Origin of the sequence: Xanthobacter aminoxidans, assembly GCF_023571765.1 — a bacterium.
Lineage (GTDB): Bacteria > Pseudomonadota > Alphaproteobacteria > Rhizobiales > Xanthobacteraceae > Xanthobacter > Xanthobacter aminoxidans.
On record NZ_JAMJXC010000004.1, the window covers coordinates 46,035 to 57,895 of the forward strand.

22 protein-coding genes are annotated in these 11,861 nt (G+C 65.9%); 20 read left to right on the forward strand and 2 right to left on the reverse strand.

The genetic code is table 11. The features are described from left to right. Positions 1-7: 7 nt before the first annotated feature. The 20 genes from EJ105_RS08020 to EJ105_RS08115 all read left to right on the forward strand — a co-directional run bounded on the left by EJ105_RS08020 (position 8) and on the right by EJ105_RS08115 (position 9,689). A complete protein-coding gene (locus EJ105_RS08020; protein WP_250165920.1) occupies positions 8-388 on the forward strand; it encodes a helix-turn-helix domain-containing protein in 381 nt (126 codons plus the stop codon). Continuing rightward, complete coding sequence (locus EJ105_RS08025; protein ID WP_250165921.1) at positions 385-576, forward strand: hypothetical protein; 192 nt, start codon at positions 385-387, stop codon at positions 574-576. The genes EJ105_RS08020 and EJ105_RS08025 overlap by 4 nt, the downstream gene beginning before the upstream one ends. After that, positions 569-2,032 carry a hypothetical protein gene (locus tag EJ105_RS08030; RefSeq protein WP_250165922.1) on the forward strand — a complete coding sequence of 488 codons (1,464 nt, stop codon included), beginning with the start codon at positions 569-571 and terminating at the stop codon, positions 2,030-2,032. Before EJ105_RS08025 ends, EJ105_RS08030 begins: the two co-directional genes overlap by 8 nt. Further along, the gene (locus EJ105_RS08035; RefSeq protein WP_250165923.1) at positions 2,029-2,607 is read left to right on the forward strand and encodes a J domain-containing protein; all 579 of its coding nucleotides are present in this window, start codon (positions 2,029-2,031) and stop codon (positions 2,605-2,607) included. The genes EJ105_RS08030 and EJ105_RS08035 overlap by 4 nt, the downstream gene beginning before the upstream one ends. Then, a complete protein-coding gene (locus EJ105_RS08040; protein ID WP_250165924.1) occupies positions 2,600-2,899 on the forward strand; it encodes a hypothetical protein in 300 nt (99 codons plus the stop codon). Before EJ105_RS08035 ends, EJ105_RS08040 begins: the two co-directional genes overlap by 8 nt. Continuing rightward, positions 2,896-3,096, forward strand: coding sequence for a hypothetical protein (locus EJ105_RS08045; RefSeq protein ID WP_250165925.1), 201 nt, complete (start codon positions 2,896-2,898; stop codon positions 3,094-3,096). Before EJ105_RS08040 ends, EJ105_RS08045 begins: the two co-directional genes overlap by 4 nt. Then, entirely contained in the window at positions 3,089-3,481 is a 393-nt protein-coding gene (locus EJ105_RS08050) for a DUF7736 domain-containing protein (protein WP_250165926.1), read from the forward strand. Before EJ105_RS08045 ends, EJ105_RS08050 begins: the two co-directional genes overlap by 8 nt. Further along, on the forward strand, positions 3,474-3,710 hold the full coding sequence (locus EJ105_RS08055; RefSeq protein WP_250165927.1) for a hypothetical protein: 237 nt from the start codon (positions 3,474-3,476) through the stop codon (positions 3,708-3,710). The genes EJ105_RS08050 and EJ105_RS08055 overlap by 8 nt, the downstream gene beginning before the upstream one ends. Then, on the forward strand, positions 3,703-3,966 hold the full coding sequence (locus tag EJ105_RS08060) for a hypothetical protein (protein ID WP_250165928.1): 264 nt from the start codon (positions 3,703-3,705) through the stop codon (positions 3,964-3,966). The genes EJ105_RS08055 and EJ105_RS08060 overlap by 8 nt, the downstream gene beginning before the upstream one ends. After that, positions 3,963-4,706, forward strand: coding sequence for a DUF1643 domain-containing protein (locus tag EJ105_RS08065; RefSeq protein WP_250165929.1), 744 nt, complete (start codon positions 3,963-3,965; stop codon positions 4,704-4,706). Before EJ105_RS08060 ends, EJ105_RS08065 begins: the two co-directional genes overlap by 4 nt. Next, positions 4,699-4,908: a hypothetical protein gene (locus EJ105_RS08070; RefSeq protein ID WP_250165930.1), complete on the forward strand. Its 210-nt coding sequence runs from the start codon at positions 4,699-4,701 to the stop codon at positions 4,906-4,908. Before EJ105_RS08065 ends, EJ105_RS08070 begins: the two co-directional genes overlap by 8 nt. Then, a complete protein-coding gene (locus tag EJ105_RS08075; RefSeq protein ID WP_250165931.1) occupies positions 4,901-5,161 on the forward strand; it encodes a hypothetical protein in 261 nt (86 codons plus the stop codon). The genes EJ105_RS08070 and EJ105_RS08075 overlap by 8 nt, the downstream gene beginning before the upstream one ends. After that, positions 5,154-5,930, forward strand: coding sequence for an ASCH domain-containing protein (locus EJ105_RS08080; RefSeq protein ID WP_250165932.1), 777 nt, complete (start codon positions 5,154-5,156; stop codon positions 5,928-5,930). Before EJ105_RS08075 ends, EJ105_RS08080 begins: the two co-directional genes overlap by 8 nt. Next, positions 5,927-6,457 carry a hypothetical protein gene (locus EJ105_RS08085; RefSeq protein ID WP_250165933.1) on the forward strand — a complete coding sequence of 177 codons (531 nt, stop codon included), beginning with the start codon at positions 5,927-5,929 and terminating at the stop codon, positions 6,455-6,457. Before EJ105_RS08080 ends, EJ105_RS08085 begins: the two co-directional genes overlap by 4 nt. Continuing rightward, positions 6,454-7,851, forward strand: coding sequence for a hypothetical protein (locus EJ105_RS08090; protein WP_250165934.1), 1,398 nt, complete (start codon positions 6,454-6,456; stop codon positions 7,849-7,851). Before EJ105_RS08085 ends, EJ105_RS08090 begins: the two co-directional genes overlap by 4 nt. Before the next feature lie 4 nt (positions 7,852-7,855). After that, positions 7,856-8,134, forward strand: a complete 279-nt coding sequence (locus tag EJ105_RS08095) for a hypothetical protein (protein WP_250165935.1) — start codon at positions 7,856-7,858, stop codon at positions 8,132-8,134. After that, entirely contained in the window at positions 8,124-8,315 is a 192-nt protein-coding gene (locus tag EJ105_RS08100) for a hypothetical protein (RefSeq protein WP_250165936.1), read from the forward strand. Before EJ105_RS08095 ends, EJ105_RS08100 begins: the two co-directional genes overlap by 11 nt. Then, positions 8,316-8,606 carry a hypothetical protein gene (locus EJ105_RS08105; protein ID WP_250165937.1) on the forward strand — a complete coding sequence of 97 codons (291 nt, stop codon included), beginning with the start codon at positions 8,316-8,318 and terminating at the stop codon, positions 8,604-8,606. 28 nt (positions 8,607-8,634) lie between these two features. Continuing rightward, complete coding sequence (locus EJ105_RS08110; RefSeq protein WP_250165938.1) at positions 8,635-8,895, forward strand: hypothetical protein; 261 nt, start codon at positions 8,635-8,637, stop codon at positions 8,893-8,895. Between the two features lie 272 nt (positions 8,896-9,167). Then, complete coding sequence (locus EJ105_RS08115) at positions 9,168-9,689, forward strand: hypothetical protein (protein ID WP_250165939.1); 522 nt, start codon at positions 9,168-9,170, stop codon at positions 9,687-9,689. Between the two features lie 102 nt (positions 9,690-9,791). Here EJ105_RS08115 and EJ105_RS08120 read toward each other — a convergent pair whose 3' ends face one another. Both EJ105_RS08120 and EJ105_RS08125 read right to left on the reverse strand, forming a co-directional pair. Beyond that, the gene (locus EJ105_RS08120; protein WP_250165940.1) at positions 9,792-10,871 is read right to left on the reverse strand and encodes a TIGR03032 family protein; all 1,080 of its coding nucleotides are present in this window, start codon (positions 10,869-10,871) and stop codon (positions 9,792-9,794) included. Between the two features lie 137 nt (positions 10,872-11,008). After that, complete coding sequence (locus EJ105_RS08125) at positions 11,009-11,812, reverse strand: SDR family NAD(P)-dependent oxidoreductase (RefSeq protein WP_250165941.1); 804 nt, start codon at positions 11,810-11,812, stop codon at positions 11,009-11,011. Between the last annotated feature and the right edge of the window lie 49 nt (positions 11,813-11,861).

Consider the following 11,861-nt stretch of genomic DNA (forward strand, 5'->3'; position numbering starts at 1 on the left):
GGACACCATGTCGAAGTTGGTCAAGCCGGAGGAAGCGGAGATCGGCGCCCGCATCAAGACCCGGCGCATGCTGCTCGGCATCAGCCAGGAGAAGCTGGCCGAGCAGCTGGGGCTCACCTTCCAGCAGGTCCAGAAATACGAGAAGGGCGTCAACCGCGTGAGCGGCGCTCGGATCGCGCGGCTGGCCGAGATACTGCAAGTGTCGCCCGACTGGCTTCTGAAGGGCGATGTGAAGTCCGGGGTGGATGAAATGCCGGAGCCCGACAGGCACGGCATCGAGGCGTGGCGCATGGTTGCCGCCCTCCCGTCGATCGAGGCCAAGACCGCGGCCCTGAATGCAATCCGGGCCATCATCAACGCCTTCGCGCCGCCGACGCCCGCAGCATGATCGTGATGGACACCGCCACCGCTTTCGGTGTGGCTGCGCTCCTCCTCATTCTGGGCACCGTGATCGGTTCGGCGTGGAGCCTGCGTCGGCTCGATGCCGAAAGGCTCGAGTCCTGGGAGGACGGGTTTGCCACCCGCTTCCATCACGACCGGATGACGCCTCCGCCACGGCCGCCGCGCCATGGCTGACCGCGGCACCTCCTTTGACCGGGCCCTCGCGATCGTCACCGCGTTCGAGGCCGCCGGCGAGACATCGGCAGCCCGGATGCTGCTGCTCACCCAGATCCAAGACCTGATCGACGCGGCGGATGCCGCCCGCGCCGGCGCCAGCAAGGGAGACCTCACAATGGGCGATCACTTCTGCATCGTGTGGAACCCGGACGGCATGCGGCCGCCGCGCTTCCGCCACGACACCGTTGACAGTGCCACCAGGGAGGCGATCCGCCTCGGCACCGAGAACCCCGGCCAGACCTTCCACGTGCTGGAGAACATCGGCCACGCCAAGACGCCGGCCGCCGTGTTCACGTCGGTGTACCCGACGCACCTGGTCATCACCGAGTCCAACATCGGTTTCGTGACCGCTGGCGCCGCGACCGGCCGGGCGGTGGCCTTCGAGTCCACTCCCAATCCGCACGGCGACGACATCTGGCAGCAGTTCCGCAATTCCCGCGGGGCGACCCACATCATCGCCGAGGCCGATTACATCCCCGGCGTGAAGCTCAAGGACGGCGGCCCGGAAGATGACACGCTGGAGCGCGCCGGCGCCGAGGTGATCCGGCTCCGGACGTGGCTGCATCGGATCCTTGAAGCCACCAGCGGAAGCGGCGGCATCAGCCCTCGGCAACGAGCGATCATCCACACGGCATGCACCGAAGCGCTGACCTGTGAGCCTCCGCCTTTTCCCAATCAGGCCAAGGCGTCGCTTCCCGGCTTCGAGGATTCTCGCACCAATGAGGTAGGGGAGAAGCCTTGGCTTCCCAATGACGACGGTTGGATAGAATGGTCCGGTGGCGATAATCCGGCTCCGAAGGAGACGGTAGATGTGCTCCTACGAGAAGATCGGGTAGCACGGAAGTTTAAATCGAGTGGGCTGGTCTCCGCTGTCTGGCAATGGAATTGGAAAGGCGACGGACGGGATGTCGTCGCATATCGAATTCGTCGCCGCTATAAAGAGGCCGCCCCGCACGATACCAATTCATCGCTGGTTTTCCCGGGAAGCATTTCCGACCCGCCCGTATATTCGATCCGCGCCTTGGAGCACGGCGAGTATCTACCGGGAGACAGGGTGAGGTTCACGCATCGTAGCGGCGGCCGGGATCTTGGCGTCGGGCGGCTCGGGACTGTGGTGGAGGGCTCGGACACCTCACGCAACTGCACCCCTGTGCGTTGGGATGAGATCGACGGCAGAAAGGAAGAATGCTGGGGCCCCTACACGGGGAGCATCGAGCACGAGAGCCTGCCTCAATTCGAAGTTGGGGATGAGGTCGAATATTCCGAAACCAGTGCCCGCCTGATCGTTCGGTCGATCGACAAGTTCGGACGACTTGACCTCGTGCGCGAGGACGACAGCTCGCCGGCTGCGCTCGTATATCCGACCAGCGTGCGCCTGATCTGCCCCGTGCAGCGCTTGGGGAGGGCGGGATGACCGCCGCCTATCCGCTCCAATGGCCGGAAGGCTTCCCGCGCGCCAAGAGCCGCGAGCCCGGCAAGTTCAAGACCGCGCTCCCCACCGCGCTGAAGAACGTGCAGGACAGCCTGCGCAGGTTCGGCGAGGACAGCCGGGCGCCGGTTCGCGAGATCATCCTCTCGTCCAACGTCACGCTGGGCCAGAGCAAGCCGACGGATCCCGGTGTTGCCGCGTGGTTCCTCTGGGACGGTGAGCAGCGCTGCATCCCGGTCGACCGCTACCAGACCGTGGAGGCGAACCTCCAGGCGATCCACCACATCATCGAGGCCCGGCGCGTCGAGCTGCGTCACGGCACGCTGGCGCTGGTGCGCGCGACCTTCAAGGGTTTCGTGCCCGCCCTCCCCGCGCCCGGCGGTGCCCGGCCATGGCGCCAGGTGCTCGACCTCGGCGCGCGACCGACGCGCGCGATGATCGACGAGGCCTTCCGCACCCTCGCCAAGATCCGCCACCCCGACCACGGCGGCACGCCGGCGGAATTCGCCGAGCTGACGGCCGCGCGTGAGCAAGCCCTGAAGGAGATAGGCAATGGCTGAGACCAAACTCGTGAGATGGGACGAACCGCTGACGCCCATGCATACCATTGATGTGCTTGAAAAATCGGTCGCAAGTGCCCCCGTGGGGCCGAATACTGGCACGGCTTTCGTGAGAGTCGATACCCGCGTGCTTCTCTGGCTGCTTCACGATGTGCGCACGCTCCATGCTCGCCCCGAAATCCTTGAAGGCCTGCGCGCATTGAACAGTTTCAACGGTTTCCCAGCGATGCCCCCCGCCGTGATGGAAGCTGCGTCCGTCGCTCTCAAGAAGGCGGAGGGCCGCGCGCCATGACCGTCTTCGTCTGGGTCCGCGGGCTACGCGGCCCGTCACCGCAGGTGTGGGCGGAGATGCCCCCCAAGGAATTCCGCGGCCGCGGCGAGCGCGTGCTCGCTCACCATCGCATCACCGCCGAGGAGGAGACGCTCACGCTCGACCAGCTGGCGGCCAAGTACCCGGCGCCGGCGCAGCAGGAGGAAGAGCATGATTGAGACAAAGGCCTTTCCCACTGTCGACGTGATTTCCGCGGTCTCCGGCGTTCTGGTCAGCGGCATCGGTGGCGTCTACGAGGTGCTGGGCTGGATGGCTGGAGAAAGCCTGTTCACGCACCAACTGCCGCGGGTCGGCGAGGAAGCCCGGCCCGTTGCCATCGCGTTTGACCCGCGGATCGCCATCGTTCTCGGCGAGGCAAAGCAGGTCACGCCGGACAACTGGCAGGAATGGCGCGACCGATGGGTTGAGCGGCTGGGCCCGGAACTGTCCGTGCCCCGGCTGGACGCCACGCAGCACCGCAGGGTTCATCCCTTGACCGAGTTGCGGGAGATGATTCCCGACACGCCCGTCGTGGTCGTCAGCAAGGACGACGCCCATGGCTGAGATCGTCGCCCTCAATCCGGAGCCCACGTGGCTCTTCAGCGTCCACGTGTCCCGCCGGCCCGATGGAACGCTGGTCGCGTCCCTGAGCGACGCCCGCGCATCCCTGATCGGCGGGCCCGAGGAAACCCCTCGGGAAAAGCTCCTCCGCTTCTCCGACCTGCTCGCGCAGTCGGTCTCTGGGATGCGGGAAGAGGCCAGAAAGATCGGAGAGGAGCCCCGCCATGGTTGAACCTCGCTGGCACTGGCGGAACTGCCGCGAAATCGGGATCGGCGTCCAGTTCTGGCCGCTCACGTGGACGCTGCGCGCCGACCGCATCGTGGACGTTTACGGCGGCGAGTGGCGCCTCGATCTCGGGCCGCTCACCTTCATCTTGTTCGCGAACATCGGCAATTGCAGCAGCGAGAGCCGGTTCGAGGCATGGCGTGGGCTGTCATGCGAGGAGGCGTGGGAGCGCGCGATCCGGTTCGAGGGGCGCGCGCCATGAGCATCCACGCGCAACTCGCCGCGCCGCAGATGCGCACCGAGGGCTTTCCCGAGTTCGTGAGGATGCGCGAGTGGGCCGATCCCGGCTTCCGGCACAAGCTTGCCCGCTGGTGGGGACCGGCCGGCCAGACCGACCCCTATTCTTGGCTGCCGTGGATAATGTTGAACCCGAGCACTGCGGACGGGAAGGTGAACGACCCGACGCTGCTTCGGATCATCCGCTTCTCGTGGATGTGGGGCTTCAACGGCCTAGTCGTGTTCAACCTCTATCCGTGGCGCACGTCCTCGCCGCGCGAGTTGGCGCAGACCGTCGTCGGATGGGCCGACCGGCAGTATTGGTGGGTGAGAGACACCATCTGGCGCAACCACAACCGGATCGCGAAGGAACTCGAAGCGATCGACGCCGCCATGGTCGCTTGGGGCTCGCCCGCTGGGTCGCTGGGGCTCGAGACCGAGATGTGGGCCGAGCAGCTCTTTGACACCATCAACTGCGACACCAGTCAGCGTGAGCGCACCTTGCAGCTTTGGTGCCTGGGCAAGACGAAGGCCGGCGACCCCATCCACCCGATGGCGCGCGGCAGGCACCGCGTCCCGAACGACGCCCGCCCGATCGCCTTCGACAACCCCGGCACGATCTCAATCGGCGATCCGGTACCGCCGGTTCCCAATCCCGCACCGCCACATCCGGCGGCCCCGCCATCGCCGCAGGGCGCATTCCGGTTTGGAGACGACAATGGCTGACGACTGCACCACCTGCCACTTCAACCGCGACGGCTTCTGCCACCGCTTCCCCCCGCAGGTCTGCCTTTACCCGACCGACAACCAGCTGCCGGTCCTCTACGTCGTCGGCGATGGGTTCCCGGCGGCCCGAAGCTGGTGCGGGGAGTGGCGGGCGCGGCCGGAGGCGACGGCAGTTCTGGATGTGGGGGTGACCCGTGGCTGACCTGCATGAGCAGCTCGAAGAAGCCGAAGCCCGCGTCGCCTATCTGAAGCGCAGGATCGCGACAGCGCCATGCGCCGAGGTCGGGCATCGCTGGAAGCACATCGGCGGGAAGAACTGCGGTTGCGAGAACGGGTCGTGTTCCGTCCCCGTCCACGAATGCACCGTCTGCGGCGACTGCGACTATGGCGAGAACGCCGAGGCGGAGGAGACGCGAGCGGAATGCGCTTCAAGGAAGGGCGGAATCGATGCCTGACCTTCCCATCCTCTTCAGCCCGCCCATGGTCCGCGCGCTGGTGCGGGAGGTCGAGCAGCCCGGCACCGGGAAGACACAGACCCGGCGCACCAACGGCGTGCCGCTGATCGAGCGGACGCAATCAGAAGGGTGGCTGATCCACAATTCGCATGGCGGCGTCTTCACATGGTCCGACGACGCTGTGTCCAACATTGCCGCCGAGATGCTGCCCTTCCAGCCAGGCGACCGCCTCTGGTGCCGCGAGGAGCATTTCCAGTTCGGACATTGGGAGGTGGCGGCCGTGAAGACGACCAAGGGCGGCCGCGAGAAGTGGCAGTTCGTGCCCGATACCGACGAGGTGCTGCTCGACCCGCCGGCCGAGTTCCGCAAAGGCCGCCACAACGCCGATCCCGGCACTCCGGCATGGCACAAGCGGCTCGGCCGCTTCATGTTCCGCAAGCACTCCCGCCTGACGCTCTACGTCACCGACGTGCGGGTGGAGCGGCTGCAGGACATCAGCGAGGAGGATGCGCGAGCCGAGGGTGCCTATATCGGCAAAGCCTCCCGGCGCGTTGCAGACGATCACATGACCATGGCCGTGGCCGGCACTTGGTTCTCCACTGCCCGCGCCTGGTACGCCGATCTATGGAAGCGCATCAACGGAGATGGCGCATGGGACGCGAACCCATGGGTGGCTGCCTACACCTTCGTGCCCCGCCTCGGGAACATCGACACCCTGCCGGCGACGCTCGCCGACCTCCCCTCTCATGATGAAGGATCCCGGCCGTGACCGATGCCGATAAGCGACTCTTGGTCGACGATGTGAACGCCGACGCGAGCCTGAGCGTGGAAAAGCTCAAGGAAGGTGTGTTCTCCCTCACGACCTTTGAACGACTGGGCGGATCCGATGACTGGACAGCCAAGGGCTCGGTCGACGTGGATGCGGCGGCCCTCGCCGCCATCGCGACGTTCACCGGGGCTGTTCCGTCGGATGCGACCCTTAGCGCCCTGCCCTGCGAGGAGCAGCACCGGCTGGCGAAGATGCTCGCCGGCAACGTGGGCTATGAGCTCGTCGAGGAGCCGGAGCACCCGGACAGCCCCCACCGGGCGGACTTGCCGCCGCAGGAACGCTTCTTCCTGAGCACCGACAACGACAGCCACTGGTATCTCGTGCCCGTGGCCAAAGCCGCCGAATGGGAGGCATGGGCTGCGATCCCTGAGGATGACGAGCGCGCATGGGAGGCACCGGCGTTCGCGAAGCCGCTTGGCGGCGCACCGGGCCTCGTCACGTTCACGGATCCGGAGATGCCCCGATGACGACCGAGGCAAATCTCGGGGCTTTCGAGTCCGCCAACGAGAACGACGCCATCTTGGCGTTCCTTGACCGTAAGGCCGACGTATGGGCCGCAGAGACCGATATCGCGGGCATGGTAGCGCGCATGAGCACGGATCCGAAGTCCCGTGAAAAACTTGCGGACTTTGCGCGACAGTGCTTCGTCGAAGCTGGCTATCGGACATTCTGCGACCTGCGCGATGAAGGCTGGTCTAGACCGGCCTCCCATGCCCGCCAGCCGGGGGCGCCGGTGGCGTGGCAGCACCGCTACGCGTTCCGAGGCGCGGCCGAAATGCCGTGGCTAGACGGGCGCGCACCTTCGCTGCCACCCTTCGACCCTGAAGACGAGTGCTACAGCGACTTCAAGGTGGAAGAACGCCCCCTCTACACCGCAGATCACCCCGCCCCGCCTGCCCCGGAGCCGGTGGCCTACCAGCAGTTCAAAGACGGAAAATGGGTCGAGTGCTCGGAGTTCGTCGCGAAGGGGTGGGGCGACAAGATCGATGAAGGGTGCCGCGGCCTTTATACTCGCCCCGCCCCGCCTGCCCCGGTGGCGGTGCCGGAGGGGATGACTGCCGACGAGGCATGGCAGGATCTTTGCGAGAAAGACGACCGTACATCACCGGCCGAGTACCCGGACTATTCGCTTATCACGCGCGAGGAACTGGCTGGCTACATGCGCCAAACCGCCCCCTCTCCCGCCTCACCTGAGAAGGGGACGGAGCGGGTGCGGGAGGCGCTGCGGATACTCAGGAATGCGCTGGCCTTCTACTCCACCGGCAAACACTTCTACGGCGACATTATCGTGGATCGTGGCGAGCACGCCCGCGCGGCCCTCGCCTCCCACCCCGCCGAGCCCGAGGGGGAGACGTGGTTCGCTGCCGACGTGCGCCGCGCATCCGAACGGCAAGAGCAGATCGATGCGGCAGCGCCTTCGACGCGCGCCGCAGCACTGTCCGCACTTGCTGAAATGGACGCGGACGAAATCCTCGCCACCCACCCCACCGCCCCAAAGCCGGCCGAGGTGAGGGAGACCACGGCGCGCTATCTGGCTGGGCTGTTCGGCGAGGACGTAGCCCCGAGGCATCGCGAGTGGGCAGACGAATTGCTCGGACGCATCCTCTCCCCCGCCCCTGCGGCAGAGGAGTTCCGGCCGACGCACCGGCACGTCAAGCGAGGCTTGGAATATCGTGTACTCGGCGAGGCCGAGGCGCAGGTGAGCGCTGGCGGCTACAATGGCCTCGCCGATAACGAGCGTAAGTTGCGCGAAGGCGACCGCCTCACCGTCTACCAGGGCGCGGACGGCAAGCTATGGGCGTGCTTCACCGACGAGTTCACTGACGGGCGGTTCATTCCCCTCCCTAGCGGGGAGGGCTGACGCCATGGGCGAGATCGCCGAAATGATGCTGGACGGGACGCTGTGCGCGTCCTGCGGCGGCTACATCGAGGACGGGGAGCCGGACGGCATGCCGCGCTACTGCTCGGCCCGGTGCCGGAGAGACAGCGGGATCGATGGCCCCGCCCGCGGGAATCTCAGCAACAACTGCGCGACTTGCCCGATCTGCTCCAAGCAGTTCACCTCACGAAAGGCGAGGCGCCAGCACCAGCGCGACAAGCATGAACGGCCAGTGGCACCCGAGGGCTCTGCACATGAGCAATGAGGCACGCCCCCCAGAGCCCTGCCTCACCGCCCCCTGCCGTGCGCCCATGGCCTGCCGCGAGTGGGGCTATTGCCGCCAGCGGAACGTCGAGGACCGGGAGCCGCTGACAGCCGAGAAGGTCGCGGAGCGGCGCAGGGAGGCCGAGCGGCGGCGCGAACTCTCCACCGTGCCGGGAGCCTAGATGATGGCACCGGACACGATCGACGCATGCGTGGCCATCATCCACCGCGACCTGCCTGGCTGGTGGTGGACCGTCGGCCTCTGCAATCTCACCGGCCATGCCAGCTTAGGGCCGGATTACAATGGGCCGGAGCGCGAGCGACTGCTCGCCGCCTTCCCGATCGACCGGTTCGATGCCGGCTTCCATGCCGATCTGGCGCCGGGCGGCACCCTGCAGGCTGCGTGCGACGCGCTCGTGGATTGCCACCGCCAGGCGCTCGCCGCGATTGCATCTTTGCAATCTAAGGTATGATCGGCTCCTCAACGGAGGGAATCGATCGATGGCAGTCGGGATTGAGTTCGACGGGCACGAACTGGAACTTCTGATGTGCCTCGCGCAGAAGGCATGGTTCGACAAGCACACCATGGTCTCGCGCGAGGAACTGGCCCAGGAGGTCACCCTTCGCCATCTGCCGAAGATCGAGGAATCCGATATCTCTGGGTTGCTTGGGAAAGGCCTGATCGAAGAGCCCGTTAAGGGCGTGTTTTCCGTGACGGCGGCCGGGATGAGCGCGGCCAAGAACTGTGGCTTCCTCGGCTGATGCCCGTTGGGCTTGCTTTCGGCGCGCGCTGGCCGGCCCGCAGAACGGTCGGCCTCACCGCGCAGACCCGTGTATTCGCATCGAACGAGCCACCCCGTCACAGTAACCCGCAAAAATATTTTCCCGGGTATCCAACCGGGTATCGGCATTCAGGGCGAGGGTAGAAATCCAGCAATAATGCGGGGTTCAGGCTTTCACCCCATCCGCCACCCCTTCCGCCATTGCACATCGTCCAATGGACGGAGACCCGCATCATTTTACGGCGACTCGCCATGAGCTATCCGCCCAACTCAAACGTGCCAACTGCCGCTCTGGTTAAAGCACTATCAGTCACCGAACTTTTGGTTCTTCACGCAGAGATCGGTGAAGAACTTCGAGAGCGTGGCATTGTGCGGAGCGCAAACAATCCTACGGGTGACCTTGCTGAGTATTTGTTTTGCACCGCCTTCGGTTGGCGACAAGCGGCAAAATCCGAACGCGGATACGACGCCACCGGGTCAGACGGCACACGGTATCAAATCAAGGGGAGACGCGTTCATAGGCGTAATAAGTCCCGCCAACTGTCTGCAATACGTGACATAAACGGAGGGTACTTTGATTTTCTCGCAGGTGTTCTATTCGATGATGGATTCAAAGTTTTAAAGGCGGCACTGATCCCGATTAAAATCGTCATAGAGCGCTCAACTTTTATAGCCCACACCAATAGTAATAAATTTGTCCTGCGTGATGATATATGGAATTCTATCGACGTTTGCGACGTGACCGCCGAAGTCACAGGAGCAATGCCTCGGTAGAAGATTACGTCATCTTGGCGACAGACAATAAAAATACTGAAATCGAATTTATTTCGATCCGGATGCTAGACGCTCACTACTACTCCACTCGCCCCCTCCCCCTCACCCCAACACCCCATCCGGCGCCTCGATGGTGAGCAGGCTCGAAAGGTCCGCCCCGTTCTCGGGCGCGGCCATGGGGCAGGTGGTGCCGGTGAGGACCGCCACGTCGAACAGCTCGCGGATGGCGCCTTCCAGGCGGATCCATTCCACCACGTCGCCGGTGGCGAGCTTGATGATCTGGACGCCGCACCAGGGCGTGCCGCCGCGGCGCGCGATCTCGTCATCGATGGGCATGCCATTGAACGACAGGTGCCGCGGCAGCGAGAGCGTCACCACCGCGTGCCCGGCATGGATGGAGAGGCCGCGCAGGAAGCCCGGGCAGAAGGCGACGTCCTCCTTCGCGCCGGTCACGGGATCGACGCGCACCAGATAGCCCCGCGCGGAATCGAGCATCCAGATCCACCCACCATGCACGCGCGGCGAATGGGGCATGGAGAAGCCGTCGGCGATGACCTCGTGGTCGTCCACCCGGATGAGCAGCCCGCCGCCGACCCGGTGCTCCCGCCAGCCGTCCACCACGTCGGTGGCGGAGACCGCCGTCACGTAGCGCACCCGCCCGTCCTCCAGCGCGAGGCCGTTGAGGTGGCAGCGATCCTCGGCGGCAAGGCGGGAGATGAACTTGGGCTTCCACACCGGCTTGAAGGAGTGGCGGTGGCTGATCGTGGCGAGGCAGCTGAACTTGGTGTTCACGAAGACGATGCGGCCGCTCGCCTCCACCGCGATCTCGTGGGCGTCCACGTCGCCGGTGACGAAGGCAGTGCGCGGCACGTAGAGGCGGTCGAAATGCCCGTTCGCCCGCTCGTCCGGGCCGAGCACGTTGGCGAAGCGCCAGATCTGGTTCAGCGAGGCGAGATAAAGCTCCTCGCCGCGCGGGGCGAGGCCCATGGCCCGCACGAAATTGCGCTGATGGAACGAGAGGTTCTCGTTGCCGAACTGGCCGACGAGAAAGAGCTGCCCGCTCTGGTAGGACGAGAAGGCGAGGCTCACCCGGTGCTGCGCCAGCCACGCGGCGAAGGTGCGCGAACAGGTGATCTGGGTCTGGTCTGTCTCGACAGGAGCTGCCTCTTGCGCCTGACCCATTGTATCCACCCGCTCCGGCCGTGGGATCTGTGCGTTCCCGTGGCCGGAGAGTGAAGCCGGTTTTTCCAGCTGAGGCCAGACCGCAGCACCGCAGCGCACAGCTTAGAAATGCACGCGCCCCGTGGCGCCGCGCCGCATCAGGCGGCGCGATAGCGCGGGGCCGGGGCGGAGCCGCCGAGATGCTGGGCCATGGCGCGGCGGGCCGCTTCATAGGCCAGCCATTCGCCGCCGTCCTGCAGGGCCGGGATGGTGACGATCTCGCCGGCATCGAGGCCCGCGAGGGCGGCGTCCACCATCTCCTCGGCGGACATCACGATCTCCTTCGGCAGGTTCGCGTGGCCGCCGACGCCGGGGATGTTCCAGAACTCGGTGGCCGTCGCCCCCGGCAGCACCGCCTGCACGCGCAGGCCGCGCGCGCCCAGCTCGTGCTGGAGCGACTGGGTGAGCGCCAGCACATAGGCCTTGCTCGCCCCATAGACGCCGTTGAGCACCTCCGGCGCCAGCGCCACGATGGAGGAGATGTTGATGATGGTACCGCCGCCCCGCGCCACGAAGGCGGGCGCCGCCGCGTAGGTCAGGCGGGTCAAAGCGGTGACGTTGATGGCGATCATCTCCTCCATGCGCGCGACATCGCTGTCGAGAAGCGGCGTCGCGGCGCCGAAGCCGGCATTGTTCACCAGCAGGGAGATGCCGACGTCGTCGCGCAGCAGCGCCTCGATGCGGTGGAGGTCGGCGGCGGCGTTGAGGTCAGCGGTGATGGTCTGCACCGTGCGGCCGGTCGCGCTCCCGATGCGCGCCGCCACTGCCTCCAGCCGCACCGCATTGCGGGCGACGAGGATGAGGTCGTAACCGCGGCGCGCCAGCCGCTCCGCATAGATGGCGCCGATGCCACCGGAGGCGCCGGTGACCACCGCGATGCCCTTGTTGTGTTCCGTGTTCATGGCCGATCCCCGGTCGTTGGTGCGAGACAGAGGGAGCCTAGGCGTGATG

Coding starts and splice junctions, on each gene's coding strand:
- EJ105_RS08020 (WP_250165920.1), top strand. CDS start 8: ATGTCGAAGTTGGTCAAGCCGGAGGAAGCGGAGATCGGCGCCCGCATC.
- EJ105_RS08025 (WP_250165921.1), top strand. CDS start 385: ATGATCGTGATGGACACCGCCACCGCTTTCGGTGTGGCTGCGCTCCTC.
- EJ105_RS08030 (WP_250165922.1), top strand. CDS start 569: ATGGCTGACCGCGGCACCTCCTTTGACCGGGCCCTCGCGATCGTCACC.
- EJ105_RS08035 (WP_250165923.1), top strand. CDS start 2,029: ATGACCGCCGCCTATCCGCTCCAATGGCCGGAAGGCTTCCCGCGCGCC.
- EJ105_RS08040 (WP_250165924.1), top strand. CDS start 2,600: ATGGCTGAGACCAAACTCGTGAGATGGGACGAACCGCTGACGCCCATG.
- EJ105_RS08045 (WP_250165925.1), top strand. CDS start 2,896: ATGACCGTCTTCGTCTGGGTCCGCGGGCTACGCGGCCCGTCACCGCAG.
- EJ105_RS08050 (WP_250165926.1), top strand. CDS start 3,089: ATGATTGAGACAAAGGCCTTTCCCACTGTCGACGTGATTTCCGCGGTC.
- EJ105_RS08055 (WP_250165927.1), top strand. CDS start 3,474: ATGGCTGAGATCGTCGCCCTCAATCCGGAGCCCACGTGGCTCTTCAGC.
- EJ105_RS08060 (WP_250165928.1), top strand. CDS start 3,703: ATGGTTGAACCTCGCTGGCACTGGCGGAACTGCCGCGAAATCGGGATC.
- EJ105_RS08065 (WP_250165929.1), top strand. CDS start 3,963: ATGAGCATCCACGCGCAACTCGCCGCGCCGCAGATGCGCACCGAGGGC.
- EJ105_RS08070 (WP_250165930.1), top strand. CDS start 4,699: ATGGCTGACGACTGCACCACCTGCCACTTCAACCGCGACGGCTTCTGC.
- EJ105_RS08080 (WP_250165932.1), top strand. CDS start 5,154: ATGCCTGACCTTCCCATCCTCTTCAGCCCGCCCATGGTCCGCGCGCTG.
- EJ105_RS08090 (WP_250165934.1), top strand. CDS start 6,454: ATGACGACCGAGGCAAATCTCGGGGCTTTCGAGTCCGCCAACGAGAAC.
- EJ105_RS08095 (WP_250165935.1), top strand. CDS start 7,856: ATGGGCGAGATCGCCGAAATGATGCTGGACGGGACGCTGTGCGCGTCC.
- EJ105_RS08100 (WP_250165936.1), top strand. CDS start 8,124: ATGAGCAATGAGGCACGCCCCCCAGAGCCCTGCCTCACCGCCCCCTGC.
- EJ105_RS08105 (WP_250165937.1), top strand. CDS start 8,316: ATGATGGCACCGGACACGATCGACGCATGCGTGGCCATCATCCACCGC.
- EJ105_RS08110 (WP_250165938.1), top strand. CDS start 8,635: ATGGCAGTCGGGATTGAGTTCGACGGGCACGAACTGGAACTTCTGATG.
- EJ105_RS08115 (WP_250165939.1), top strand. CDS start 9,168: ATGAGCTATCCGCCCAACTCAAACGTGCCAACTGCCGCTCTGGTTAAA.
- EJ105_RS08120 (WP_250165940.1), bottom strand. CDS start 10,871: ATGGGTCAGGCGCAAGAGGCAGCTCCTGTCGAGACAGACCAGACCCAG.
- EJ105_RS08125 (WP_250165941.1), bottom strand. CDS start 11,812: ATGAACACGGAACACAACAAGGGCATCGCGGTGGTCACCGGCGCCTCC.